Here is a 25,248-nt window from a genome sequence, read left to right on the forward strand (position 1 = left end):
TTCTGCATATTGCTATTAACAGCAAAAAAAACGCCAACCACGTTGGCGTTTTCTCTATTAGCCTGCACTCTTATGTAGGCTGATTCTACCTTGTCAACTACTCGCTATAGACGAATCGTTCGACTTCGCCTGACCTTGAACATGGATTTTCAAAAAGGGAATCACGGTATCCCAGAAGGCGGGATCTTCCTCGGAACAACTGTGTCCTCCGCTGTTGACCCATAGATGTTCAACAGGCGGATCGGCTTTGGACATAAAATATTCAAGCTCACTCGGGGGAATGAAATTATCTCCCTTGGAGTGCACCATAAGCATTGGCAGTTGCATCCCCCTGCGCCGTTCATTCAGCATCATCACCGGTTCACGCTGACGATAGGATTTCAGAGATTCACCCAGTCGCCAGAACCAGATTCTCGGAATTAACTGGGCCAGTGGAAATAAGGGCAGACGCCGGCGTCTCAGCTCTGAACTGACGATTACCTCAAATTGCGATGGCATCGAGTCCGTAATCACTGCTGATACAGGAATTCCCTCCGTCACTGCAAGAATCGTACCCAGTCCACCCAAAGAATGTCCAAGTACTCCGATGGCATCCGCATCAATCTCTGGTCGTGCAGTCGTATACTGCAACGCCGCGAGCAGATCATCCCGGAACAGGTAGGCAGATGCAGCACGAACCGGATCACTGGCCCCATGACTACGCACATCATACATAAATAAGGCATATCCAGCTTCCCAGATCGGACGTGCGTAACGAAGAACACGGGAGCGATTGGAGCCCCATCCATGTGCAATGATAACGAGCGGCCATGGTTTCGGAATGTCGGCTCTGGCCGGGATGAACCAGCCATGCACCCGACCTCCCCCACTGTCAAAGGTCACATCCTCAAATGGCATTGGGGGTGTCAGTGTGATTGGAATCTTCTTAGGTGTCTGGCTCTTTACCGCTGCCTTCCATAAACCACCTGCCGTTACTGCGGCCACGGCGAGCATGCCGCCTATCATTGTTTTAGCTTTCACAGGGCATCTCTCCTCTCCGAATTCTGGCATACATCCATCATAAAACAATAGAGTGAACGGCATGTTAAGTCACATGGGTTTTTATGATAAAGATTAATCTAACAACTAATTTTTCGGAACCATCATATATATACCCAAATATACATATCCCTCATCTGATGCTGGAATCCTAGACTACAGCTGCTTCCACAAATCTCCGTGCACATGCTGAAATCCACTCATGATCTCCTGCTACAAGAGCTTCTCGTGGTAAAAGGGCACTTCCCAGACCCACTGCAGCAGCGCCTGCTGCATAATAATCAGCAATATTCTCCAGTGTGGCACCACCTGTTGCCAGCAGTGGAATATGATTCAGTGGAGCTTTGATCTCCCGCAGATACGGTATGCCCAAACTCGCCATCGGAAACAACTTCACAACTCGTGCTCCCGCTTCATGGGCAGCGACAATCTCCGTGGGTGTCATGGCTCCAGGCCAGATCTCGACACCATGTTCTACAGCATATTCAATGACAGACAGATCGACATTGGGAGACACCAGAAATTGTGCTCCTGCAGCGACCGCTTCCTTCGCCATCTGCACATTCAGAACCGTACCCGCTCCAACATAAGCCTTTCCTTCATGCCGCTCACGCCAGTCTGCAATAATATCATGTGCTCCAGGTGTGTTTAGTGTGACTTCCATCAGTCGGATGCCACCACCTGTCATACCTTGTCCAGCTGTTACTGCCGCTTCGCGGCTTATACCGCGCACAATCGCAACCAGCCTTGACTCCAATAGTACTTCCGTCAAATTCATATCCAGTTCCCCTTGCTTCATCAATTCGGCAGCCGAAGACAGGCAATCATGGTCACCGCTTTTCCGTTATTCATTATTGTAAGGCATATCCTCCCCTGGATGAAATACATTAATCCATTACTGAAGTGAATTCGAGAGATACTATAAAGTGAATACATTTCAACGTAAAAAAACCTCTCCATGGAAATGGGGCTGGTTCACCCATTCAATTCCACGAAAGAGGCAGTATTTCGACTGAAAATACTAAGCATTTTCCAACACGTTATCCTTCTCCAAATCTTTAAAGTATCGATCGTTATATAACATACTCGGATGTGTTGGATGATAGGCGAGTGCGATATCATTATGTTCCCGGGCCTTGGCACGGTTACCCATCCGGTCATAACACACACATAGTTGCAGATGCGGCATCCAGGTCCAGGCTGCTTCATTCAGCACTACCATAGGATCATCGGGACGTACAGCACGAGTCGCCTGTTCGTACCAGAACAGGGCCTTGCGATAATCTTCACGGTCGGCAAAATAACCACCCAATCGACAGCAAATCTCGGCTCTTGGCAAATCATAGGCAAATGATCGGAACAACGCGGTGACTTCCTGTTCCGGACGTTCAAGTGCAGCTTCACAATCCGCAATTTTCTGGCACGCAGCGATCTGATCTTCCACCCAGCCCAGCCCGGTATCCAGAAACTTCTCATAGTACTTCACCGCATCCTCATGCTGTCCATGGTCCTTCAGTTCATTACCGAAGTAGTACAAGTCACGCGGCCCAAATTCCTCTCCGGCCTGTTCCCTTTTGCGATAGATCCGCAGATTCCGATCGGTATACTCCTTATCTTTCTTGTGGGTAACCGCTATATCACTATGCAGCAGATTGCCCGCTACAGCCAGGTATTCATGCACCGCGCCAATCCAGCGAAATTGCCGATCCCGACGCACCAGACGATTCCGGCGTAGGTTGTAGGCTACCTTGCCATCTGCTGTGAATGACAGATTGTAATCCATCGTGACACTATCAACATCCGGGTCCAGCGAACGTTTCAAGGCGATCAGTTTCGCCCGATCTTCCGGTTCAAACACATCGTCGGCATCCAGCCACAGAATATATTCACTCTTTGCCTGATCGAAAGCATAGTTGCGTGCTGCTGCAAAGTCATCCACCCACTCAAAATCAACAATACGATCCGTATATCTGGAAGCAATCTGACGGGTACGATCCGTCGAACCGGTATCCACGATTACAATCTCATCGGCAATACCGTTGACCGAGTCCAGACATCTGGCAAGGGAAGCTTCTTCATTTTTCACAATCATACACAGGGTAATACTGATCGTCTCCTCACCTCTTCTCGCCCTGCGATTAAAGGCGGATACCCCCGGCAGTTCGGACAATCGATAAATGTGGTACGCAGGGAAATGAGTATCGACGAACAAACGAAAACCCAGTGCCTGAGCACGAATGCAAAAATGACGATCTTCACCCCAGAAGGATACATTGGGGATCTGGTCATATGAAACTCCTGCTGCCAGCACATTTTTGCGAATAAGAGTACATGCCCCCAGCCCTCCAACTTCATAACAACCCGGGATCCGCAACTGACTCAGAAAAGCAGTCGTTTGTGTGCCCTCGTCCTCCGCCTCGGTTCCGTCTAATGTTTTACCACCGCGGCGATACAAGGCATACTCATCTTGCAACCATACCTGTGGCATTTCCCTGGCATCCGGTTGCCAGCGGGTCCAAAAGATATTGGATACAATGTCTTTGCCATTCGATACAAGTTGCTCCAGCGTCCGTGGATGCAGCACCAAGTCAGAATCAATCAGGAAAACCCCATCGTAGTGATTGTCGCGTGCATATTGCAATATGCGATTTTTCAAACCGGCTACACGCCAAATCTGCTCATCCTGCCAATAGTGTCCTCCCTCATCCTTGCTGTACACCCCTTTGTTGTCAGGACTACCGCTACCATGTTCATCTGCTTGAATAACCGTCCCTTCATGTTGAAGCACAAATTCATGCAATATATTCGATGCGGCTTCTTCCACGTTATCGTCAACAAACAGATAATCCGTCTTCACTGTTGTTCGTTCCAGTGCATGCAGAGAATCCAGAAATTCACGGAGCACTGGCGTTGTCTGGCGAACCGGGCTGGCGATCAGTATTCTTTCCTGGCCAAGCTCTTCAAGCTTTTCCGATTGGCGGGTTTCCAGCGATTTATCAGAACGTCTGGACGGTCGATGATTACTATGGCTCTCTTTCTTGCTCTCATCTTGCTCCGCATTTTGATTTTCTTTCTCATTCTCTTTCCCTTGTAAATTCAGCTCTATTTGAGGTTGGGATTCTTCTTGCGATGGGTGTAACGGGTCTTTCTTCAACGTGCTCACTCCCCCTCTCCTTATTCGAACCATGCCAACAGTCGTGGCTCTTGATCCAATATCGATTCGTACTGTTCCTTCCAGCCGTATCTTGCTTCAGGGTCCAGTGCTTGATAACGTTCATATTTGCGGATGCGGTCTTCTTCCCGCGCCCAACCATAGTGCTTCACCCGGGGAGCATGACATCCATAGGACCAATGCTGGATCGTTAACGGAAAACGACCACAATGCTGGGGTGTCTCTTTCCATTCATAGTTCATCCCCGGGTGATAACGAATCAGAAATGGCCGATAATAGGCATGCGCCTGCCAGAACTCATCTTCCCGGTAATGCGTCTCACTCCACATATCAAACAATCTGAAATAGATCGCATCTTCATTGCCACTGAGCAGCAGATCACGTACCACACCAAAGTCACTGGTTAGAATCTCATCCGCATCCAGATTCAAAATCCACTCCGGATTGGTCGCCACCGTCTCTTCCCATTGCTGTTTTCTCAGGCTTACCTCGTCTGCAAAACGTGAAGCAGCGTTCTCCACTAATACGAGTGGAATACCGTCCAGAAGTTCCCGGCACAGCGCGACCGTTGCATCCGTACTTCCGTCATCAATGATTACTGCGCGATCAATCCAGGGACGATGTCTCTCCAGTGCCTGCCTGAGATAGCGATTCTCTTCATTACGAACGATCATCGACAAGGTAATATGTGGTCTTCCATGTTCCTCATGTCTATCCAAATCTTCACCCCCTGCTCAAGCTTCTACCTATTAAAATGTCGGACACACGATACCTGGACGAATCACAATCCTCTATTTCCAATCTATGCAGAGCCGGAATGCGGATATGCAGGCCAAGTAAACCTTTCATGGGGTTAATCTTGATGAACGACAAAAAAAGCACCCGCCTTCGCGGATGCTTTTAAGGTAATCACAAGATTAATGTAGTGAAATAAATGAATTAACGGTATTCAGCCAAACGATCATTGAGACTACGTGTCTGTCCATAGACTTCCTGGTACAGTGTGAACAGTCCATCATAGACGGCAACCGTTTCCGGGTTCGGCTCATAGGACTTCGCTGGACGAATAAACGCTGTTGCACATTCCTGCAAGGACGGGAACCAGCCACAACCATAGGCAGCCAGCATTGCTGCACCCATCGCAGGACCCTGTTCGCTCTCCAGCTTCACAATCGTGGCGTTAAAGACATCTGCCTGCATTTGCAACCAAGCTTCGTTCTTGGCACCGCCACCAATGGAGATGACTTCATTGACGGTTTTACCTGCGCCGCGCAGAATATCAATGGATTCGCGCAGCGAGAAGGTAATGCCCTCCATTACCGCACGTCCAAAGTGCTCCAGCTTGTGCCCTGCATCCATACCGATGAAGCTACCACGGATATTCGCATCCGGATGAGGTGTACGCTCCCCAACGATATACGGTGTGAACAACAATCCATTGCTGCCCGCCGGAATCTGATCAATGCCCTGCAAGAGCACATCAAATGATTTGTCCGCGGCAAACGTATCCTTGAACCAGGACAGGCTATATCCTGCGGCAAGCGTTACCCCCATAATATAGAAGGCATCTTTCTCCCCGTGATTGAAAAAGTGTACTTTGCCTTCGAAGTCGAGATCTTTGCGCTCTTCGTAGGAAAGCACCACCCCGGACGTTCCGATGCTGCACATCGTCTGTCCTTCACTCAGAATGCCTGCGCCAATGGCACCACACGCATTATCCGCACCACCTGCATATACTTTCGTCGCAGCCGCCAGACCCGTTTGATCCGCAATCTCAGGAAGCAACGTGCCCACTTCCTCAAACGATTCCACAAGACGTGGACAAAGAGAGATTGGCAGCTCGAATGCTTCTGCAATCTCATTGCTCCACTGTTTGCCTGCAACGTCCAGCAGCAAGGTACCCGCTGCATCGGAATAATCCATAGCGTAATCCCCGGTCAGGCGATAACGCACATAGTCTTTTGGCAACAGGAACAAGGTTGCTTGCTGTAACAATTCAGGCTCATTCTCCTGAACCCACAGAATTTTCGGCAAGGTGAATCCTTCCAGTGCACGGTTCCGGGCAATGCTTAACAGCTTGCTGTCCAGCACTTTTTCGATGCGACGGCACTGAGCTGTAGTACGTGTATCATTCCACAGGATTGCGTTACGCAGCGGTTTACCTACTGCATCCACCAAGACCAGTCCGTGCATCTGACCGGAGAAGCTCAATCCCTCGATTTCCGATGGCTGCACGCCAGACACTTCAAGCAATTTACGCAGGGAAACAATCGTCTGCTCTACCCAATCTTCGGGATTTTGTTCGCTGTATCCAGCCTTCGGCTGGTACAACGGGTATGCCTCGGATGCTTCAAATGCCACTTTTCCCTCACGATTGACCAACACGGTTTTAACCGCACTGGTTCCCAGATCGACACCAATTACGTAACTCATAGGTTAACTCCTCTCGTTTATAACAGGATTGTATAAATGAAACCTCGATGCTCATGTGGTCACTTCGTGAGCAGAAAACCCTTGGATCGCCGTTACCCCCAGATTTCCTTTATACCCTTTAGCAAGGGTGAAATCCGGGGATAAATGCGACCGCTTTGCTTCCTCAGGTCCTTTCTGCTCACTCCGTTCTGCATACACCATCTTAGACAACCATTTATATCAAAACAGTAAAAACGTACTCGTTTTTGTAGCAAAAAAATTGATCCAATGACCTTGATTCGTCATTGGTTATAAATGAAACCTTGATACGCATGTAGATCACTTGTGCATGATTGGCTCAGGTATCAAAAAACCGTCCCCGCCTTCCCAGGGGAAAGTCGGGGACGGTCCGAATGTCATGCTTGTTCAGGCGTTCCGTGGTACAAGCTCGTGCAGGGAGGCATGGGTACATGCCATTCCTTACACAGATGAATTCTAAAATTAGTCAGCCAAGATATACTGGTTGAGTTGTGCTCTCAGCAATTCCTGACGTCCGGATTGGTTCTTGCGTGGGCTTTCATTGTTGAGTGCGTACTCAGCAAGGGAAGCAAGTGTTGCTTTACCTGCAACCACATCTGCACCAATACCTTCGCTGAAGCTGCTGTAACGTTTTTCGATGAAGTCATCGAATACGCGATCTTCAATCAACTTCGCTGCTACTTTCAGACCTTTAGCATACGTATCCATACCTGCGATGTGTGCCAGGAACAGATCGTCTGCTTCGAAGGAACCACGACGTACTTTCGCGTCAAAGTTCACACCGCCACGGCCGATACCGCCGTTTTTCAATACTTCATACATAGTCAGTGTCGCATCGTACATATCAACCGGGAACTCATCTGTATCCCAACCGATCAGCATATCGCCTTGGTTCGCATCAAGGGAACCGAGCATGCCGTTCGTACGAGCAACGCGAATTTCGTGATCAAATGTATGACCAGCCAGTGTAGCATGGTTCGCTTCCAGGTTCAGTTTGAAGTGTTTGTCCAAACCGTATTTTTGCAAGAAAGCAATGGAAGTTGCTGCATCATAGTCATATTGGTGTTTCGTTGGCTCTTTTGGTTTAGGCTCGATCAGGAATTGTGCGTCAAAACCAATTTCCTTCGCGTAGTCTACAGCCATGTGGAACATGCGAGCAATGTTGTCTTGCTCCAGTTGCATGTCTGTGTTCAGCAATGTGTCGTAACCTTCACGACCGCCCCAGAAGACATAGTTTTCAGCGCCCAGACGTTTCCCCACTTCCAGACCTTTCTTGATCTGTGCTGCAGCGTGAGCATACACGTCTGCGTTGCAAGTGGATGCTGCACCAAACATGAAGCGTGGGTTCGAGAACATGTTCGCTGTGTTCCAGAGCAGTTTTTTGCCGCTGGATTTCATATGATCTTCAATCAGATCAACGATTGTATCAATGTTGCTGTAGAACTCGCGCAGGTTGTTGCCTTCTGGTGCAATGTCCACATCGTGGAAACAGAAGAACGGGAGATTCATTTTTTCCAAAAATTCAAATGCTGCTTCCACGCGTACTTTCGCGAGGTCCAGACCCGAGTATTTATCCCATGAACGAACAGCTGTCTCTGCACCGAACGGGTCACTGCCGCCTGCAGTTAATGTATGCCAGTAAGCCATGCCGAAACGGAAATGTTCTTCCATCGATTTGCCGGCTACCACTTCTTCCGGATTATAATGTTTAAAAGCAAAAGGATTCTTGGAATCTTTACCTTCGAATGAAATTTTATTAACGGATTCAAAATAGGCCATGTGTAAAATGCCTCCTCAATAGTTTTAAGAAATCGTTTACACCGTTATCCTATCACATCGAATTCACTTTGTCTATTGGTTAAACAAAGTAAAAATAAAATTGTTTTTTACACGCTTGTTTACGCTATAATAGTCGAATAACTTGTTTCGGATGTGGGTCAGGACCCTTTAACAGAAGAATAGGAGTGCCTTAACGATATGAAAATAACCGGAGACCAGATGCTGGTCAAAAAAATAAACAAGTCGATCGTTCTGGATACGATCCGGCGCCATGCCCCTCTTTCTCGCGCACGAGTGTCCGAGGTTACGGGGCTGAACAAAGCAACGGTATCCAACCTGGTTGCTGATCTGATCAGTGATGACCTGGTACAGGAGATTGGCCCTGGGGAATCCAGCGGCGGACGTAAACCACTTATGCTGCTATTTCGAGGGACATCAGGCTATGCAGTCGGTCTGGAACTCAGTGTGACCCATTTGAAAGGCGTGCTTACAGATCTCGAAGGACACATCATTACAGAGTACGCAGTAACCTTGGAACATCATGACGTCTCCTCTGTACTGGAGCAATTGAAATTGGCAGCAAAACAGCTCATTGAAGCAGCTCCTGCTTCCCCTCACGGTGTCATTGGTATTGGCATCGGAGTGCCGGGCATGGTGGATGAGGCAGGAACGGTCCTGTTTGCACCCAACTTGGGGTGGGAGAAGGTAGCTCTGCGCTCGATGCTTGAAGAAGAATTTGAACTGCCTGTAACGATCGATAATGAAGCCAATGCTGGTGCCCATGGAGAGCTGAATTTTGGGGCAGGTATCGGTGTCCGTCACATGATCTACATCAGTGCAGGCATGGGGATTGGTTCAGGCATCATGGTAGATGGTGAATTATACAAAGGTGCGTGGGGATACGCAGGGGAAACAGGCCATATGTCCATTGAAGCGGAAGGTCTTCCCTGTTCCTGTGGTAATCGTGGTTGCTGGGAGTTATACGCATCGGAAAAAGCCTATGAGCACCCGGATCATCAGCTAAAATTACCTGCTCATACCACACGCGAGCTTATTCATTATGCGGAGCAAGGCCACGATGCTGTTCAAGAATTATACAACACGATTGGACGCAAACTGGGGATTGGCATTACCAATATCGTTAACAGTTTCAACCCGGAACGTATTATTATTGGTGGACCGCTCTCTGAAGCAGGTCCCTGGATTGAAACGGCATTAAAACAAGTTGTCGAAGAACGTACGTTACCCTATCATCGCCGCAGTTTGCAGATTGAATGGGCAGCTCTAGGCAGCCGTTCCACCCGGGTTGGTGCCGCTTACTCTGCAATATCCCAATTTTTAGGTAAAATAAGAGTGTCCGTCTAATAACAGATGAAAATTGACATCATTTCGCCCCATTTCCTCCCTTTTTGTTAAAGAAATCCAGATGTATAATGGGGTTATGTGATTTTTGTCATGGCTGTGTGGATATAGCTGTGTTAATTCCGATAACGAAACGGAGTGAAAAGAAGCGTGACCTACGTGGATACTTCAGATATCTCGGCGCAAATGTTTGTCACCGTACTCCTGTTCCTGATTGTGCTTGCGCCCCTGTTCAGCCTTGGCATACTCCGATTGTTTCAGAGCAAAAAGAAGGCTGGTTTCATGTACATGCTGTCAGGAGTACTTGTATATGTTGTGTTTCAGACTTTCATGAGTATTTTTTTCTAAATTATATTCTGCCTTAGCCACAAAAAACCGTACCCTTCCGGGTACGGTTCTTTCTATATCCTAACGGCTCGCGAAAACCGGAATTGCATATGAATCGAAAATTTCTTTCAACATATGATGATTCAGATAATCAGCCTGATTTAAGCTTCCAATGCTTTAGCAAATTGAGTTTTGTTCATACCCAGAATGCGGTGTTCACCAATGACAGTCAATGGCACGGCACGTACGCCCATGTCCCATACTTGTTGTGCAAATTCATCGCTAGTTTCGATGTTGCGCTCTTCATAAGAGATACCTTTGTCAGCCAGGAATGTTTTTACGGATTTGCAGTTGGGGCAGTTCGTTGATGTATATACAATTACGTTTTCCATGTTTAATTCACCTCATATGGTTTTATATTAATCTATAGTTTGGTTGGAATCAGCTAGTTCTATTAAAGAACAACTGCGCTGTGCTCCAAGCTCTCAATGTATTTCTCTGTGTCCATGGCAGCCATACATCCGCTACCTGCAGCTGTAATCGCTTGTTTGTAACGTGTATCCTGAACGTCACCACATGCAAATACGCCTGGGATGTTTGTCTCGGATGTACCTGGTGTAGTCAGGATATAACCGTGTTCGTCCGTAGTGATCTGTCCGCCAAGGAATCCGGTGTTTGGTGTGTGACCGATGGCTACGAATACGCCGCTTGCCGGAATCACTTCTTCTACACCTGTTTCGTTGTTCAATACTTTCAGACCTGTTACGCCGTTGTCACCAGCAAGGACTTCAAGTGGTGTACGATTCAAAGCCATTTCTACTTTTTCGTTGCTGCGTGCACGATCCTGCATGATTTTGGAGCCACGCAGTTCTTCACGACGGTGTACCAGCGTTACTTTGGAACCGAAACGGGACAGGAAGCTTGCTTCCTCCAGAGCAGAGTCACCACCGCCAATAACGATGATCTCTTTGTTACGGAAGAAGAATCCATCACATGTTGCACATGTGCTGACACCGCGGCCTACATTCGTTTCTTCACCAGGAATACCGAGGTATTTAGCAGATGCGCCTGTAGACAGGATCAATGTTTCGGATACGAGTTCCCCCATACCTTCAACTTGAATCTTGAATGGACGCTCGCTCATGTCGATGTTGTTCACCCAGCCAGTGCGGAATTCAGCACCGAAACGTTCTGCTTGTTTACGCATGTTGTCCATCAGTTCAGGACCCATGATGCCATCAGGGAAACCTGGGAAGTTCTCCACTTCCGTTGTTGTTGTCAGTTGGCCACCAGGTTGTGGACCTTCAATAACGAGCGGGTTCAAGTTGGCACGTGCCAGATAGATTGCTGCTGTCAGCCCTGCAGGGCCTGTTCCAATAATAATTGATTTATACATGTATAGTTCCTCCCCCGGGTTCTGCAAAAAGGTTAGACCCTCCGGCATCAAAAGCTTAGGCTTTTGCATACACTAGAACGAAAAGCCCATATCATGTCCACAAGACCTGCATGTGATATGACAATAGCCCTATGCAGAAACGGAATTCTAATTTATAATCATTCTAATCTGTTGTTCATTATGATCTCTTTTATGTACGGTGTCAATGCTCGGCAGCGATTATGAAGAAGTCTTCATCAGGAGGGAAAATGGAAGCATGAACGATGCACTCATTGGCAGTTTTATATCAGCTATGTCAACCGGCCTAGGGGCCGTACCCATTCTATTTATGCGCAAAATATCGCACCGTCTGCGTGATATCTTGTTGGCGTACGCCGCAGGTATTATGACCTCGGCCTCGGTGTATAATCTCATTCCGGAAGCGCTTGGCCAATCGAATCTCTTTGTACTTGCATTTGGTATTATGCTTGGTAGCCTGGTTCTACTGGTGCTGGAGATGAAGATTCCACACGTCGATCTGGAGAATCCCGAGAAAATGCCTTTTAAAATTGAAACCAAAGCCTTCATGATTATTGCAGCCATCACCATGCATAACCTGCCAGAAGGGTTATCCGTTGGCGTTAGCTATGCAAGCTCGGATGAGAACCTGGGCAATCTCATTGCCTTTTCCATCGGATTGCAGAATGCACCGGAAGGATTCCTGGTCGCCCTCTTTCTTGTGAACCAGAACATTGGCCGCTTCAAAGCGCTGGGTATTGCCACCCTGACTGGAGCGGTAGAGATTATTACCGCTATGATTGGTTACACATTAAGCAGTCTCGTAGCTGGTCTTGTGCCTTATGGTCTGGCCTTTGCAGCTGGTGCGATGATGTTCATTGTTTATAAGGAACTTATTCCAGAAAGTCACGGCGATGGCAATGCACGTGTGGCGACGATGTCCTTTTTGCTCGGGCTCATCACGATGATTGGTCTGACCGAACTGTTTTAATTGAAGACTAAAGAACCCGAGCGAACAGTCCAAGACTGTCGACCGGGTTCTTTGTTTAGCCACAAATGAAGATTCCATGAAATTACTGGGACCGTCTGTCAGAGATATTTCGCCCTCTCCTGATCAGGATTGAATAAATCGAATCAGTTCCGAATTGAATTTTTCCAATTCATCATAGAATGCACCATGACCACTCTCTTCAAAAGCAATCAGTTGAGACGAAGCGATGCCTTGGTGCATCTGCTCGGTGAACTCAAACGGACAGATCTCATCCTTTTTCCCGTGCAAAATGGCTGTTGGCACCCGAATCGAACTCAGGTCACCTCGCAAGTCCTCATCCCGCAACGCAATTGCACTGCGAATGGTACCATAAGATGAAGCTTCCATGCCGAGAGCGTGGAACCAATCCATGAATGGCTGGCTGTGTTTCTTAGCGAAGAACATGCCGCCAAACGTCTCCAGCAACTTCGGACGATCTGCAAAGATCGGCTCAATGATCTGCTCATTCAGCTGCTCTGGAGTCAATCCATACGAATAACCTTCACGCTGTGTGAACACAGGTGCTGCCGCAGATAACAAGGCCAGCTTGGAGACACCATGTCCCTTATGGCGAGCCATGTAATGTACTGCGATCGCTCCACCCATGGAGAATCCTGCGAGTACGGCGTCTTTCAGGTCCAGATCATCAATAACGGCACGAACATCATCTGCCATACGATCATAATCATATCCTGTGGAAGGCTTATCCGATAAGCCATATCCTCTAAAATCTACCGCAATGGCACGAATGCCATGGTTCGGCAGTACATTCAACTGATATTCAAACATTTTATAATTAACAGGCCAGCCGTGCAAAAAGACAACTGGGGTGCCTTCGCCAATATCTTCAACATATACTTTTACATTTGGTTCCACTTGTACATAACGTCCCATATTTCACAGCTCCCTTATTATCGAACCGTCTCTTCGAATCATTACCCGCTGACCCAAGGTTCAAACGTAAGCTGTTCAACCAGCCGCATACTACCAGCGAAACCAATTAACCATCTTCCTCTCCAAATCTGATTACCGTAGCAGCCTAAGTCCATTCAGAATAACCAGAATTGTACTGCCTTCATGACCTACCACACCCAAAGGCAATGCGACGTCTTGGAGGAAGTTACCTGCAATTAAGGCCAGAATAACGGTGATGGCAAAAAACATATTTTGTTTCACCGTACGCTGAGCTCGACGAGCCTGCCCAATGACCCAAGCGATCTCTTCAATGTTATCGTTCATCAGTACCGCATCAGCGACCTCCAGTGCAGTTCCGCTACCGGACAATCCCATCCCCATACCCACAGTAGCTGCTGCAAGTGCTGGTGCATCATTTACGCCATCCCCTACCATCAGCACAGGACCATACTGTTTGCGGAGCACTTGGACCTTCTCCACTTTATCTTCTGGCAGCAAGTCTGCATAGACCATGCTTACCCCCGTTTCACGCGCAATCACAGAAGCTGATCTGGCCCGATCTCCTGTTAACATCGCAACTTTTACACCCATGGCTTCCAGCTTTTTCACTGCAGCTGCTGCCTGTGGCCGTACGGTGTCCCGCATGGCGATCAGCCCAACTAATTCACCATCAGCCATAACAACGGATACGGTTTTCCCCTCCCCCTCAAGACGGGAGCGTACATCGCCCCACTCAGAAGATACCTTCACATGGTTAACACCATGTTCATCTGGATCACCAACGTTGCTATCTTTCATCTCCTCTGACTGCATTGATCCCAATACACCTGTTTTGCCAATGCTCCAGACCACACCATTTATAGTTCCTTCGATACCCCAGCCTGTTAGAGCCTGGACGTGCTCCGCTTCCTGAAGTGTAATGTTCTCCATGTTCGCCTGATCTACGATGGCACGAGCCAAAGGATGCATGGAGAGGTTCTCAATTGCCGCTACCGCAGCTAAGAGCTGGGCGCGATCTACATTTTCAGCCGTAATAATATCGGTGACTTGCGGGGTGCCCATGGTCAATGTACCTGTTTTGTCAAAAGCCACGACCTGCGTGCGTGCCATATTCTCCATATGGGCACCACCCTTGAAGAGAATGCCACGGCGCGCACTGCTGGACATCGCGGACAGCATGACAGGCATGATGGAAGACACCAATGCACAAGGTGATGCAACAACCAGAAATACCATCGCTTTATAAAATGCCTCGTTCCATGTCCAGCCAAGCAGCAGTGGAGTTCCTGCAATCACAAGTAAAGTCACCCCTACAACAATGCGCGCGTAAATCCCTTCAAACCGCTCCATAAAACGCTGGGAATCCGGCACTTCTGCCTGCGCTTCTTCCACCATTTTAATGATTTTGCCAAACAGTGACCCTTCAGCCGATTTTGTAACCTCTACGTATAAGGCACCCTCCCCGTTTACCGTACCTGCATAGACTTCATCCCCCGCAACTTTGTCCACAGGCAGGGATTCTCCGGTGATGGACGACTGATTGATAAAAGAACTCCCCCGGTACACGACACCATCTGCTGGGATGAGTTCTCCCGGTTTGACCAACAGCAGATCACCCGGCTGCAGATCATCAATAGCCACGAGGTTCATCTGTCCGTCCTCAATACGCAGTGCAGTCTCCGGCTTCAGCGCGAGCAATGATGAGATATCCTTATGACTGCGCTCTGTCGCATAACTTTCCAACGCACCACTGAGTGCAAAAATAAAGATCAGCATCGCGCCTTCATTCCAGTAACCGATGGCTGCTGCCCCAAGGGATGCGGCAATCATCAGCAGGTTTACATCCAGATCACGGTCCTTGACCAGTGTCTCGATGCCATCCTTCGCTTTGGTCCAGCCGCCAACGGCATACGCCACAATGTAGAGCATGATGGATAAAGTACCAAAATACGGTGCAGTTCCCCAGGCAATCAGCATCAACAGTCCGCTGCCCAATGCTGATTGCATCTCTTTATTCTGCACCATGGCTCGAAAATCAGGCTTCTTGCCACGATTGGGGCCGGGTGTTTGGGATGAGCTTTGTTCTACTTGTTTCTGTCTGTGTAGAGGTTGATGTATCGCTTGCATATAAATCACGTTCCTTTCGAATGGTAGGTTTGCGGAGAGTGAATGTGCTCCAGTTCCGCTTCCAGAAATGAAGTTGTATTGAGAATGAGAGCCATTGTTAATGCCCTAAAAATGACACATGCTGCTGCGGGAATCCCGCAGCAGCATGGTTTTGTGAATGGTTTTGCAATCATCTCGAATGAGAATGATAATCATTTTTGTGCTTATGCAATTATTTTTACCCAACACAACTTTTAATCAGTATATGCCTGTAATCCTCATTTGTAAATGGATATTTTCCGGACGGTTACTCCTAAATGCGCCTTAAAAAGGCAAAAAGCCGCTGTCCATGGGACAACGGCTTAAAGCATCTATTGATAGGCGTTTGATTATTTTATAGCATATCGCTTAAGTGAATGTTTCACATCCACCCAATACCATTTATGCGCCTACACTTGCTCCCTGACTTGCTTTGATCGCTTGCTCCAGATCATGGATAATGTCTTGAATGTTCTCTGTGCCAATAGACAGACGAATCAGCTCCGGATTAACCCCTGCGGCAGTTTGTTCATCTTCAGTCAACTGCGCGTGAGTCGTACTTGCCGGGTGAATGATCAGTGACTTGGAATCGCCCACGTTTGCAAGGTGAGAGAACAGTTTAACATTTTCAATCAATTTACGACCCGCTTCCGCACCACCTTTGATTCCAAAGGTCAGAATGGCGCCCTGCCCTCTTGGCAGATACTTCTGGGCAAGCTCGTAAGAATCGTGACTTGGCAGACCTGCATAACTTACCCAGGACACATCCTCATGTTTCTCAAGGAATTCAGCAACCGCAAGCGCGTTGCTACTATGGCGCTCTACGCGCAAGTGCAATGTCTCCAGTCCTTGCAGCAACAACCATGAGTTGAATGGAGAGATCGTTGCACCCAGGTCACGCAGAAGTTGTACACGAGCTTTGATAATATAAGCAATCGGTCCAACCGCTTCCGTATATACAACACCGTTATAACTGGAGTCCGGCTCCGTCAATCCAGGGAACTTGCCACTTGCTTTCCAGTCAAATTTTCCGCTATCCACGATAACGCCACCAATGGATGTACCATGACCGCCAATAAATTTCGTTGCAGAGTGAACGACAATATCTGCACCATGTTCGATTGGACGAAGCAGGTACGGACTTGGGAACGTATTATCCACGATCAAAGGAATTCCATGTTCATGAGCGATGGCTGCTACCGCTTCAATATCAAGTACATTCCCCTTTGGATTACCGATCGTTTCGGCATACAATGCTTTCGTTTTCTCCGTAATCGCTGCCCGGAAATTCTCAGGATCACTGGAATCCACAAATTTCACGTCCAGACCCAGTTTCGGCAAAGTTGTCGAGAACAGATTGTATGTACCTCCATACAAACTCGCCGAAGACACGATCTCATCGCCTGCACCAGCAATATTCAGAAGTGAAAACGTAATGGCTGCCTGACCAGAAGCTGTAGCCAGCGCTCCAGCTCCGCCTTCCAACGCCGCAATTCGTTGCTCAAACACGTCGGTTGTTGGATTCATAAGACGGGTATAGATGTTGCCAAACTCTTTCAAACCAAACAAGTTAGCTGCATGCTCGGTGTCCTTGAATCCATAGGATGTTGTCTGATACAAGGGTACAGCTCGTGCGTTGGTGGTTGGATCAATCTCCTGGCCTGCATGAATTGCCAATGTTTCAAATGAAAGCTCACGTTCGTTTGACATAAATCTGAATCCTCCCTTGATATATACGTTCGATAAATTCATGATGTCTTGACATGGTGGCGTTGTTTTCCATATTCTCTCACAAGATGTTGCATTTGAAAAGACTTATTTCCGATTTTTCCGATGAGAAATATTAAATATGTACATTAACATTTCTATACCAAAAAAACCTTTGCCCTCGCAAAGGTTTTTCGGCTGCTGCAGATGCGCTGCACCACTTTTCAATCCGGCTGTCTCTTAGACCCGAACTGCACTCCATACTTCACGCAAATGTTTGGCCGCAGGTACAGCTTCCTCCGCAGTTACACCTTCAAGTGAAATATCGATATGTGGCTTATACGTTTTTAGCAATTCAAAAAATAACGGGTAATCCAGTATGCCTGCCCCAGGTACCGGATTAAACTTCTCTCCCTGTGCATCAAAGGCTACATCTTTGGCATGGATCACAATCATCCGCTGATACAGCGATTCCATCACCTCGCGCAAGAAAGCCCCTTGATCTGTAGCATGTGGTTGCTTGATCAGATTACACGGGTCGAACAGCATCCCCAGATTCGATGAAGGAATCTCTTCAAACAAACGTGTCATATGTTCATGCGTATGAAGAGTATGTGTGGACACAGGCTCAATCGCCGCATGCACGCCCCATTTCTCGGCTTCCTCAGCCAACTCCTCAACCGTTTCTTTCAGCACACTCCACGCCTTCTCTTCATATCCATCCGGATGTGTATCCTGATAGGTGTCCAAGTCCCCGGTCTCCGTTGCTACCATGCTGCAACCAAAATCCCGGGCATAACGCAGATGCTCCTTGAATCGATCAATGTCCGCACGTCGTCTTACCGGATCAGGGTCAATCGGATTGATATAACAGCCCAGTACCGCAATCTTCACCCCGCGCTGTGCAAATTGATCTCCGATCTCATTCGCTAGCCCTGGGCTCAGCTTGCCATTTGATGAGTCCACATCGGATAATGCTTTGGCCAGCGCCAGCTGTACGGAATTAAATCCGTTATCCGCAATCGTCTGCGCAAGCTGTGCTGTAGGCTGTTTGCCAAATGTATGTGCCAGAATACCAAGTTTCATCTCACTGCCTCCTTATGCTAATCCGATTATCAGGTGATTAACGTGCCATCCAGCCGCCATCGACATTCAGCACATGACCATTCAGATAATCCGAAGCGGCAGATGCCAGAAAGACAACCGGGCCTTTCAGATCTTCAGGTGTTCCCCAGCGCCCCGCAGGAATACGGGCTGTAATATCCCGGTAACGATTCTCGTCCGCACGGATCTGGGTAGTATTATCGGTTTCCATATAACCAGGTGCGATACCGTTAATCTGGATTCCTTTACCTGCCCATTCATTGGCGAGTGCTTTGGTTAAACCGGCAACGCCATGTTTACTGGCTGTATACCCTGGCACGTTGATCCCACCTTGATAGGACAACATGGAGGCAATATTAATGATTTTGCCACTTCCGCGTTCAATCATATGTCTGCCTGCCAATTGGCTTAGGAAAAATACAGTGTTCAGGTTCAGACCAATGACATCATGCCAGTCCTGCCCTGCATGATCAGCCGCAGGTGTGCGACGAATGATTCCGGCATTGTTGACGAGAATGTCAATTCTGCCCTGGAACGCAAGCGCCTGTTCGAACACAGCCGACAACTCATCTTCACGACTTAAATCCGCTTCAATCACATAAGCTTTGCGTCCGAGTGCTTCAATGGCACTTGCCGTTGCCGCAGGCTTGGAATAAGAGACCAGCACCACATCAGCACCTGCTTCTGCCAAACCAATGGCCATCCCTTGTCCAAGTCCTCCCGAGGTACCTGTCACCAGTGCAACTTGTCCGCTTAAATCAAATGGGTTCATGAATGATTCCTCCGCATGGTTTTGATATGCAATCCTTAGATCCGTCCGTACTTTAATCCCATGAATAATGAATGAGGTTAACTTTGATAATCCACTGTGACACCGCTCTGCTCGTATAAGGCAGCCGTCTCTTCATCCAAACGACTATCGCTGATAATATAGTCCAGTTCCGAACACTGGGCGAAAGTTCGCAGTGCAAATTGTCCGAATTTATAATGATCCACAACGCCGTATACTTGCTGCGAGGCAGATATCATTGCTTTTTTCAAAGGAACCAGATCTCCCGTATATATGGATAATCCAAATTCCGGATGAAGGGCTGTCGTGGATATAAAGGCTTTATGAATGTTAAGACTGGATATAAACGCAGCCGTGTCATCCCCAACCAACATATTCCGTACACGAGCCCCGCCAGGAACTACCAGTCGCACCTGCTCCTTTTTGGTCAACTCTGCAATAATGAACAGGTCATTGGTCACCACCGTCAGCGGTTGATTATCGAGACGTTTGGCCATCTCCAGTGTGGTGCTGCCACCATCGAGAGCAACGATATCTCCAGGTCGAATGTAAGCAAGGGCACGTTCAGCAATCTCCGTCTTCTCCGGATGATGCTTCTCGGTAACTCCGCGGCTATTCAAGATGCCATACTGGTCATTCTGAGCCAGCATAGCACCACCATGGACACGTACGAGCAGTCCCATACTCTCCAACTTGTCGAGATCCTCTCGTACTGTTTTCCCAGTCACCTGCAGTAACTCACTCAGATCACTGACGGTTACTTCCTGGCGCTCCAGCAGAGCCTCCATAATTTTTTCATGTCTTTTCAATGGATTCATCATAATCAACTTCCTATACCACCTGAGTCAAATGAATGAGTGTTCTAGTGTCTACCCTGTCAATTTAACTCAGACATCTGTAATTTATTATTTCAGGTCTTTCATCGCTACGCCGTCCATATCTTCGAACGTCTGATTCTCACCAGCCATCGCCCAACAGAACGTATAATTGCTTGTACCCACACCACTGTGAATGGACCAGCTTGGGGAAATGATCGCCTGGCGATCACGTACAACCAGATGGCGTGTTTCGTTTGGCTCGCCCATCATATGGAATACAACACCGTCTTCAGGCAAGTTCCAGTACAAGTATACTTCGGAACGGCGGTTATGGGTATGTGCAGGCATCGTGTTCCACATGTTACCCTTGTCGAGTTCGGTAATGCCCATCACCAACTGACAACTCTGAATTCCACCTTCTCCTTGGTGAATGTAACGATAGATCGTACGCTCATTGGAAGTTTCGATGCTGCCCAGATGATTTGGCTGAGCTTGTTCTTGCGTTGCTTTTACTGTTGGATAGGTGTGATGAGCCGGTGTGGATACAAAATAGAATTGTGCAGGTTGAGCCTTGTCACTGCTTGTGAACACAACTTCCTTCACACCTCTACCGATGTAGAGACATTCCTTCGCTCCAATCTCATAACCTTGTCCGTCCGCTGTCACTGTTCCGTGACCACCGACATTAATGATACCGATTTCACGACGCTCCAGGAAAAAGTTCGTTCCGATATCTTTCAGGTTCACTTCAAGAGTAATGTCCTTGCTCTCAGGTACAGCCGTTCCCACAATATAACGATCCACATGAGAATACACCGTTACCAATTCATCGGTTGCAAACAGTTGCTCCATCAAAAATTCCTCACGCAGGCGAGATGTATCATACGTTTTCACTTCATTGGGATGTGCAGCATAACGATTTTCCATTATTAATCCATTCCTTTCTTCATTTAAATTAGTTGAGATTGAGTTTGAAAATGTTCATATAAGTTCATTTTAGTTCATTATGTATCTTTTGTGTACCTTTATTTTCGAAAAAGTAATTTATGTGATAATGAGATTAAGACTTTTTTCCAATTTTTATGTATTACGTATTAAGAGAACCTTCCCCTCGATACCCGATTCAGCCGCTGCAATAGCCTGTTGTACATTCGTTAGTTCATACGTCGCCCCAATGTTTGCCATGACAAGCTTCCCTGCTCTGACCAGCTCCATCACCTCATGAAATACCTGTTCCCAGCGTTCTTGCGAACAGCGTTCCACCCAATGCTTTAACCAGAAAAGTTTCACATGAACTTGTGTTCCTCGGGTTACTTCATGCCATAACGGTGTGATCCCCGAAAGCAATCCTACACTGATGACCGTACCATTTGGTTTAAGGCAACTGACCAACTGTTCCCCGTCTGTCCCTCCAATACAATCCACGGCTGCATCAGCACCGCACCCCTCTATTAATTCTGCGATTCTAGCCTGGAGCAACTCTTTCGTTGTATTGATAACAGAAACTGCTCCAAAACGATACAGTTCAGCAGTATGACGATCATCTCTCGTAAGCGCAATCAATTTAAATCCATAAATTTTTGAGATCTGTGCAAAGATTCGCCCGATTGCAGATCCCCCTGCATTCACAATCAGGGTATCACCGTACGTAAGCTTAAGCACCTCTGTACAGATCAACCAAGCCGTAACCGGATTAATATATAGCTGACTGGCTGAGTGATCATCGATATCATTCGGCACGATGATTGTATGACGATCCAAGGTCTTCACGACGTCCTGCCAAGTATTCTCACCTTTTAGCGGCAAGACGCGGCGTCCCAACATTTGATTGGATACTCCCGGCCCTACTGCTTCTACTATCCCCACACCCTCAAACCCGGGAACAGCTGGTAATCGGGTACGATGCGGGTAAGCTCCTCGAACAGGAATGAGATCGGAGGGATTAATAGGCCGAGCATGCATCCTCACTGCTAATTCACCAGGGCCAGGGGGTATCACATCTTTTTCTTCCATACATAACACTTCACTTGGTTCGCCAAAACGATAATAACGGATTACCCTTGCTTTCATTGGTGCATCTCCTAAAATAATTTTGCTGGAATAGCTCTAACTAGGATATTAAATATATTTCCAGAGTGTATAACAATAGTATCAATGGTAAATTATTTCATCAACGACTTATTATGATATAATCCAACTTTTTTCCATTAAAATATGCGATAACTTCTGCTTAGAAACAAAAAAGAGCCTCACAACCTTGAATTCCAAGGTCGTGAAGCTCTTTCAACAATGAATTAATGTGCAACAGCATTGTTAAGCATGATCCAGATCGAACCAATTACGATGGTCATCATAATCAGTAATCCGAAAATAAGGGCCATGACATTCCAGCGTGGTTTCTCTGTTTCCCGAATATGCATGAAGAAGAAGAGTTGAACCACAAACTGAAGTGCTGCTGTACCAAGAATCACAATGAGTGTTCCTGTTTTGCCCATCATGTCGTTCAAAACCACCACAAGTGGAATGATTGTCAGTACGACGGACAGAATGAAGCCGATGACATAAGACTTCAGTGAGCCATGTTGTTCATGGCCGTGGGAATCATGTGAGTTGTGCTCTGCCATCTACATCACCCCCATGAGATAGACGATCGACAGGAGGAAGATCCATACGACGTCCAAGAAGTGCCAGTACAAACTGATAACGTTGATTTTACCGCGAGTAACATCAGTAATACCACGTTTTTTCAGTTGGAACATGAGTCCAATCATCCAGATCAGACCAAGCGATACGTGAAGTCCGTGAGTACCCACGAGGGTGAAGAATGCACCAGAAGCAGCACTCGTTGTAAAGCTAAACCCTTCGTGAATCAACTCAATAAACTCATAAACCTCCAGGGCGATAAAGCTTGCACCCAGAACAGCTGTAACAATCAGCCAGTTAATCAATTGTTTCACTTTACCCTGGTTCATTGCTAGAACGGCAAGTCCGCTCGTAAATGAACTTGTGAGCAAGATAAATGTCTCGGCGATAACGCCAGGCATTTTGATCAATTCAGACAAAATCGGTCCGCCCGCCGTATTGTCACGCAACACAATGAAGGTTGCGAACAATACGGAGAACAGGATAACGTCGGAAATCAGGAAGAACCAGAAACCGAGAATTTTCATTTCCTGTGGATCATGATGTCCATGGTCGTGACCATGTGCATGATTCTCACCGTGTTTAGCGGCTGCTTGAGCCATCTATACCGACCCCCTTAACGACGCTTCGGTACGTTTAATTTCGTCGACCGGAATGTAATAATCCGTATCGTATGAGAATGAACGGGCGATCATACAGATCCCTACGCCAGCGAGTCCGAGAATTGCCATCCACAGCCATCCGAAGACAAAGCCGAAACCAGCGATGAACCAGAAGACAGACATGATGAACGGAATTCCAGAGTTCTTCGGCATATGAATCGGCTCAAGCGGTTGCTCTGGCGGATAGATGCCTTTGGCACGACGTTCTTTCTCTTCCCACCACTCATCAATATCATCTCCGCGCGGTGTAACGGCGAAGTTGTATTCAGGAGCTGGTGAAGGAATTGACCACTCCAGCGTACGGCCATCCCATGGATCGGCAGGAGCTTTGAGTGATTTGTATTTGCGAATACCGTCTGCAATTTGTGCAACTTGGAACAGGAATCCGACCCCCATCAGGAATGCCCCGATTGTGGATACGAAGTTCAGTTCCCACCAGCCAGTATCCCAGCCGTATGTGCTCAGACGACGTGTCATACCCATCAGACCGACAGCGTACTGCGGCATGAAGCAGACATAGAAACCAATATTCCAAGTCCAGAATGCCCATTTGCCCAGTTTCTCTTCGAGTTGGAAACCGAACATTTTAGGCCACCAGTAGTACAGACCTGCGAAGTATCCGAAGACAACGCCACCGATCAACACCTGGTGGAAGTGGGCAATCAGGAAGTAACTGTTGTGGAACTGGAAGTCAGCAGGAGCAACGGATAACAGAACGCCTGTCATACCCCCAACAATAAAGCACGGGATAAAGGCAAGTGTCCACATCATCGGAGTCGCCATGCGAATCCTTCCTCGATACATGGTAAACAGCCAGTTGAATATCTTAACCCCTGTTGGAATAGCAATCAACATCGTAGTTACGGCGAAGAATGCATTCACGTCTGCTCCAGAACCCATCGTGAAGAAGTGATGCGCCCATGTGAAGAAGGACAGGAAGCTGATGATCAACATTGCGAATACCATCGACTTGTAGCCAAACAGTTTTTTCCGAGAGAAGGTACTTACAATCTCGGAGAACACACCGAATGCCGGCAAGACGACAATGTATACCTCAGGGTGACCCCACATCCAGATCAAGTTGATATACATCATTGGGTTACCGCCCAGATCAAGTGTGAAGAAATGCGCCCCGGCAAACCTGTCGAGGAATAACAATGCAAGTGTCACGGTCAAGATCGGGAAAGCAAACAAGATAATGATACAAGTCGAGAATACCGACCATGTGAACATCGGCATTTTCATCCATCTCATGCCTGGCGCACGCATTTTAATGATGGTAACCAGGAAGTTGATACCGGTAGCCAGGGAACCGATACCCGATATCTGAATACCCCATATATAGAAGTTCTGTCCTACCCCAGGGCTGTGCGACAGCTCCGATAGAGGCGGATAACTCAGCCATCCTGCATCCGGTGAACCCCCGATAACGAATGACAGGTTAAACAGCATTGCTCCCAGGAAGAATAACCAGAAGCTCAGTGCATTCAGGAACGGGAACGCAACGTCCCTTGCTCCGATCTGTAATGGCACGATAACGTTAAATAGACCAAACATAAATGGCATCGCCATGAACAGAATCATGATCGTGCCGTGAGTTGTGAAGACCTGATTATAATGCTCAGGATTCAGAAATTCATTGTTAGGCATAGCTAGCTGAAGGCGCATCATTAGCGCATCCACACCACCACGGAATAACATGATAATGGAAGCGATGATATACATGATACCGATCTTTTTGTGATCGACAGTCGTTAACCAGTTACGCCAGAGCCAGCCCCATTTTTTGAAATAAGTTAGCACCGCTACAATAGTAATCATGGTAATACCGATAGCTACCATCGCACCATAAATGAGCGGATCACCGGTTACGAAAAACTCCGATGCAAACTCTTTAAGTCCCTCTAACATT

General features: G+C 47.5%; 24 protein-coding genes. 5 read left to right on the forward strand and 19 right to left on the reverse strand.

What is annotated here, in order from left to right; translation table 11 throughout:
* Positions 1-93: 93 nt before the first annotated feature.
* From F0220_RS25755 to xylB, 5 genes are all read right to left on the reverse strand, one after another.
* Positions 94-1,020 carry an alpha/beta hydrolase gene (locus tag F0220_RS25755; RefSeq protein ID WP_223199777.1) on the reverse strand — a complete coding sequence of 309 codons (927 nt, stop codon included), beginning with the start codon at positions 1,018-1,020 and terminating at the stop codon, positions 94-96.
* Between the two features lie 169 nt (positions 1,021-1,189).
* The gene (locus F0220_RS25760; protein ID WP_105601882.1) at positions 1,190-1,816 is read right to left on the reverse strand and encodes a bifunctional 4-hydroxy-2-oxoglutarate aldolase/2-dehydro-3-deoxy-phosphogluconate aldolase; all 627 of its coding nucleotides are present in this window, start codon (positions 1,814-1,816) and stop codon (positions 1,190-1,192) included.
* A 243-nt stretch (positions 1,817-2,059) separates the two neighbouring features.
* Complete coding sequence (locus F0220_RS33440) at positions 2,060-3,130, reverse strand: glycosyltransferase (protein ID WP_218780912.1); 1,071 nt, start codon at positions 3,128-3,130, stop codon at positions 2,060-2,062.
* A gap of 1,082 nt (positions 3,131-4,212) precedes the next feature.
* Entirely contained in the window at positions 4,213-4,929 is a 717-nt protein-coding gene (locus F0220_RS25770) for a glycosyltransferase (protein ID WP_223199778.1), read from the reverse strand.
* A 220-nt stretch (positions 4,930-5,149) separates the two neighbouring features.
* On the reverse strand, positions 5,150-6,643 hold the full coding sequence (gene xylB / locus F0220_RS25775; RefSeq protein ID WP_105601885.1) for a xylulokinase: 1,494 nt from the start codon (positions 6,641-6,643) through the stop codon (positions 5,150-5,152).
* A gap of 328 nt (positions 6,644-6,971) precedes the next feature.
* On the opposite strand from xylB, the gene F0220_RS33040 reads away from it, so the two are divergent.
* The gene (locus tag F0220_RS33040; protein WP_181155594.1) at positions 6,972-7,121 is read left to right on the forward strand and encodes a hypothetical protein; all 150 of its coding nucleotides are present in this window, start codon (positions 6,972-6,974) and stop codon (positions 7,119-7,121) included.
* 2 nt (positions 7,122-7,123) lie between these two features.
* On the opposite strand, the gene xylA is transcribed toward F0220_RS33040, so the two are convergent.
* Positions 7,124-8,440, reverse strand: a complete 1,317-nt coding sequence (gene xylA / locus F0220_RS25780; protein WP_091019299.1) for a xylose isomerase — start codon at positions 8,438-8,440, stop codon at positions 7,124-7,126.
* Positions 8,441-8,638: 198 nt separating this feature from the next.
* Between xylA and F0220_RS25785 the strand changes: the two genes are divergently transcribed.
* Both F0220_RS25785 and F0220_RS25790 read left to right on the forward strand, forming a co-directional pair.
* Positions 8,639-9,805, forward strand: a complete 1,167-nt coding sequence (locus F0220_RS25785) for an ROK family transcriptional regulator (protein WP_105601886.1) — start codon at positions 8,639-8,641, stop codon at positions 9,803-9,805.
* Positions 9,806-9,952: 147 nt separating this feature from the next.
* A complete protein-coding gene (locus F0220_RS25790) occupies positions 9,953-10,150 on the forward strand; it encodes a hypothetical protein (RefSeq protein ID WP_053779005.1) in 198 nt (65 codons plus the stop codon).
* Between the two features lie 140 nt (positions 10,151-10,290).
* Here the strand turns inward: F0220_RS25790 and F0220_RS25795 are convergent, their stop codons facing one another.
* On the reverse strand, positions 10,291-10,521 hold the full coding sequence (locus F0220_RS25795) for a glutaredoxin family protein (RefSeq protein WP_091019295.1): 231 nt from the start codon (positions 10,519-10,521) through the stop codon (positions 10,291-10,293).
* A 62-nt stretch (positions 10,522-10,583) separates the two neighbouring features.
* On the reverse strand, positions 10,584-11,525 hold the full coding sequence (trxB, locus tag F0220_RS25800; protein ID WP_105601888.1) for a thioredoxin-disulfide reductase: 942 nt from the start codon (positions 11,523-11,525) through the stop codon (positions 10,584-10,586).
* A 256-nt stretch (positions 11,526-11,781) separates the two neighbouring features.
* Between trxB and F0220_RS25805 the strand changes: the two genes are divergently transcribed.
* On the forward strand, positions 11,782-12,513 hold the full coding sequence (locus tag F0220_RS25805; protein ID WP_036606933.1) for a ZIP family metal transporter: 732 nt from the start codon (positions 11,782-11,784) through the stop codon (positions 12,511-12,513).
* Positions 12,514-12,636: 123 nt separating this feature from the next.
* Here F0220_RS25805 and F0220_RS25810 read toward each other — a convergent pair whose 3' ends face one another.
* Positions 12,637-13,446, reverse strand: coding sequence for an alpha/beta fold hydrolase (locus F0220_RS25810; protein ID WP_105601889.1), 810 nt, complete (start codon positions 13,444-13,446; stop codon positions 12,637-12,639).
* 132 nt (positions 13,447-13,578) lie between these two features.
* Positions 13,579-15,594 carry a heavy metal translocating P-type ATPase gene (locus F0220_RS25815; protein ID WP_105601891.1) on the reverse strand — a complete coding sequence of 672 codons (2,016 nt, stop codon included), beginning with the start codon at positions 15,592-15,594 and terminating at the stop codon, positions 13,579-13,581.
* Positions 15,595-15,678: 84 nt separating this feature from the next.
* Between F0220_RS25815 and F0220_RS32640 the strand changes: the two genes are divergently transcribed.
* Complete coding sequence (locus tag F0220_RS32640; protein WP_181155595.1) at positions 15,679-15,831, forward strand: hypothetical protein; 153 nt, start codon at positions 15,679-15,681, stop codon at positions 15,829-15,831.
* Between the two features lie 183 nt (positions 15,832-16,014).
* Here the strand turns inward: F0220_RS32640 and F0220_RS25820 are convergent, their stop codons facing one another.
* The 9 genes from F0220_RS25820 to F0220_RS25860 all read right to left on the reverse strand — a co-directional run bounded on the left by F0220_RS25820 (position 16,015) and on the right by F0220_RS25860 (position 25,247).
* Positions 16,015-17,322: a homocysteine synthase gene (locus F0220_RS25820; protein WP_105601894.1), complete on the reverse strand. Its 1,308-nt coding sequence runs from the start codon at positions 17,320-17,322 to the stop codon at positions 16,015-16,017.
* A gap of 237 nt (positions 17,323-17,559) precedes the next feature.
* Entirely contained in the window at positions 17,560-18,405 is an 846-nt protein-coding gene (locus F0220_RS25825; RefSeq protein ID WP_091019285.1) for a sugar phosphate isomerase/epimerase family protein, read from the reverse strand.
* Positions 18,406-18,442: 37 nt separating this feature from the next.
* Positions 18,443-19,195, reverse strand: a complete 753-nt coding sequence (kduD, locus tag F0220_RS25830; RefSeq protein ID WP_091019283.1) for a 2-dehydro-3-deoxy-D-gluconate 5-dehydrogenase KduD — start codon at positions 19,193-19,195, stop codon at positions 18,443-18,445.
* 77 nt (positions 19,196-19,272) lie between these two features.
* Positions 19,273-20,031 (reverse strand): DeoR/GlpR family DNA-binding transcription regulator, encoded by a 759-nt coding sequence (locus F0220_RS25835; protein WP_181155596.1) that lies wholly within the window; start codon positions 20,029-20,031, stop codon positions 19,273-19,275.
* A gap of 87 nt (positions 20,032-20,118) precedes the next feature.
* Positions 20,119-20,958 carry a 5-dehydro-4-deoxy-D-glucuronate isomerase gene (kduI, locus tag F0220_RS25840; RefSeq protein WP_036606918.1) on the reverse strand — a complete coding sequence of 280 codons (840 nt, stop codon included), beginning with the start codon at positions 20,956-20,958 and terminating at the stop codon, positions 20,119-20,121.
* 153 nt (positions 20,959-21,111) lie between these two features.
* Positions 21,112-22,101, reverse strand: a complete 990-nt coding sequence (locus tag F0220_RS25845) for a zinc-dependent alcohol dehydrogenase family protein (RefSeq protein ID WP_105601897.1) — start codon at positions 22,099-22,101, stop codon at positions 21,112-21,114.
* A gap of 224 nt (positions 22,102-22,325) precedes the next feature.
* On the reverse strand, positions 22,326-22,655 hold the full coding sequence (cyoD, locus tag F0220_RS25850; protein WP_091019256.1) for a cytochrome o ubiquinol oxidase subunit IV: 330 nt from the start codon (positions 22,653-22,655) through the stop codon (positions 22,326-22,328).
* Entirely contained in the window at positions 22,656-23,276 is a 621-nt protein-coding gene (gene cyoC, locus F0220_RS25855) for a cytochrome o ubiquinol oxidase subunit III (RefSeq protein WP_091019254.1), read from the reverse strand.
* Complete coding sequence (locus F0220_RS25860) at positions 23,277-25,247, reverse strand: cbb3-type cytochrome c oxidase subunit I (RefSeq protein ID WP_076212762.1); 1,971 nt, start codon at positions 25,245-25,247, stop codon at positions 23,277-23,279.
* Position 25,248 lies beyond the last annotated feature (1 nt).

The organism is Paenibacillus sp. 37, from assembly GCF_008386395.1.
GTDB classification, from domain to species: domain Bacteria; phylum Bacillota; class Bacilli; order Paenibacillales; family Paenibacillaceae; genus Paenibacillus; species Paenibacillus amylolyticus_B.

Bases quoted from the DNA above. Each gene is read 5' to 3' on its own strand.
- F0220_RS25760 (WP_105601882.1), bottom strand. From the start codon at position 1,816: ATGAATTTGACGGAAGTACTATTGGAGTCAAGGCTGGTTGCGATTGTG.
- F0220_RS33440 (WP_218780912.1), bottom strand. From the start codon at position 3,130: ATGATTGTGAAAAATGAAGAAGCTTCCCTTGCCAGATGTCTGGACTCG.
- xylB (WP_105601885.1), bottom strand. From the start codon at position 6,643: ATGAGTTACGTAATTGGTGTCGATCTGGGAACCAGTGCGGTTAAAACC.
- F0220_RS33040 (WP_181155594.1), top strand. From the start codon at position 6,972: ATGATTGGCTCAGGTATCAAAAAACCGTCCCCGCCTTCCCAGGGGAAA.
- xylA (WP_091019299.1), bottom strand. From the start codon at position 8,440: ATGGCCTATTTTGAATCCGTTAATAAAATTTCATTCGAAGGTAAAGAT.
- F0220_RS25785 (WP_105601886.1), top strand. From the start codon at position 8,639: ATGAAAATAACCGGAGACCAGATGCTGGTCAAAAAAATAAACAAGTCG.
- F0220_RS25795 (WP_091019295.1), bottom strand. From the start codon at position 10,521: ATGGAAAACGTAATTGTATATACATCAACGAACTGCCCCAACTGCAAA.
- trxB (WP_105601888.1), bottom strand. From the start codon at position 11,525: ATGTATAAATCAATTATTATTGGAACAGGCCCTGCAGGGCTGACAGCA.
- F0220_RS25805 (WP_036606933.1), top strand. From the start codon at position 11,782: ATGAACGATGCACTCATTGGCAGTTTTATATCAGCTATGTCAACCGGC.
- F0220_RS25810 (WP_105601889.1), bottom strand. From the start codon at position 13,446: ATGGGACGTTATGTACAAGTGGAACCAAATGTAAAAGTATATGTTGAA.
- F0220_RS25815 (WP_105601891.1), bottom strand. From the start codon at position 15,594: ATGCAAGCGATACATCAACCTCTACACAGACAGAAACAAGTAGAACAA.
- F0220_RS32640 (WP_181155595.1), top strand. From the start codon at position 15,679: ATGAGAGCCATTGTTAATGCCCTAAAAATGACACATGCTGCTGCGGGA.
- F0220_RS25820 (WP_105601894.1), bottom strand. From the start codon at position 17,322: ATGTCAAACGAACGTGAGCTTTCATTTGAAACATTGGCAATTCATGCA.
- F0220_RS25825 (WP_091019285.1), bottom strand. From the start codon at position 18,405: ATGAAACTTGGTATTCTGGCACATACATTTGGCAAACAGCCTACAGCA.
- kduD (WP_091019283.1), bottom strand. From the start codon at position 19,195: ATGAACCCATTTGATTTAAGCGGACAAGTTGCACTGGTGACAGGTACC.
- F0220_RS25835 (WP_181155596.1), bottom strand. From the start codon at position 20,031: ATGAATCCATTGAAAAGACATGAAAAAATTATGGAGGCTCTGCTGGAG.
- kduI (WP_036606918.1), bottom strand. From the start codon at position 20,958: ATGGAAAATCGTTATGCTGCACATCCCAATGAAGTGAAAACGTATGAT.
- F0220_RS25845 (WP_105601897.1), bottom strand. From the start codon at position 22,101: ATGAAAGCAAGGGTAATCCGTTATTATCGTTTTGGCGAACCAAGTGAA.
- cyoD (WP_091019256.1), bottom strand. From the start codon at position 22,655: ATGGCAGAGCACAACTCACATGATTCCCACGGCCATGAACAACATGGC.
- cyoC (WP_091019254.1), bottom strand. From the start codon at position 23,276: ATGGCTCAAGCAGCCGCTAAACACGGTGAGAATCATGCACATGGTCAC.
- F0220_RS25860 (WP_076212762.1), bottom strand. From the start codon at position 25,247: ATGTTAGAGGGACTTAAAGAGTTTGCATCGGAGTTTTTCGTAACCGGT.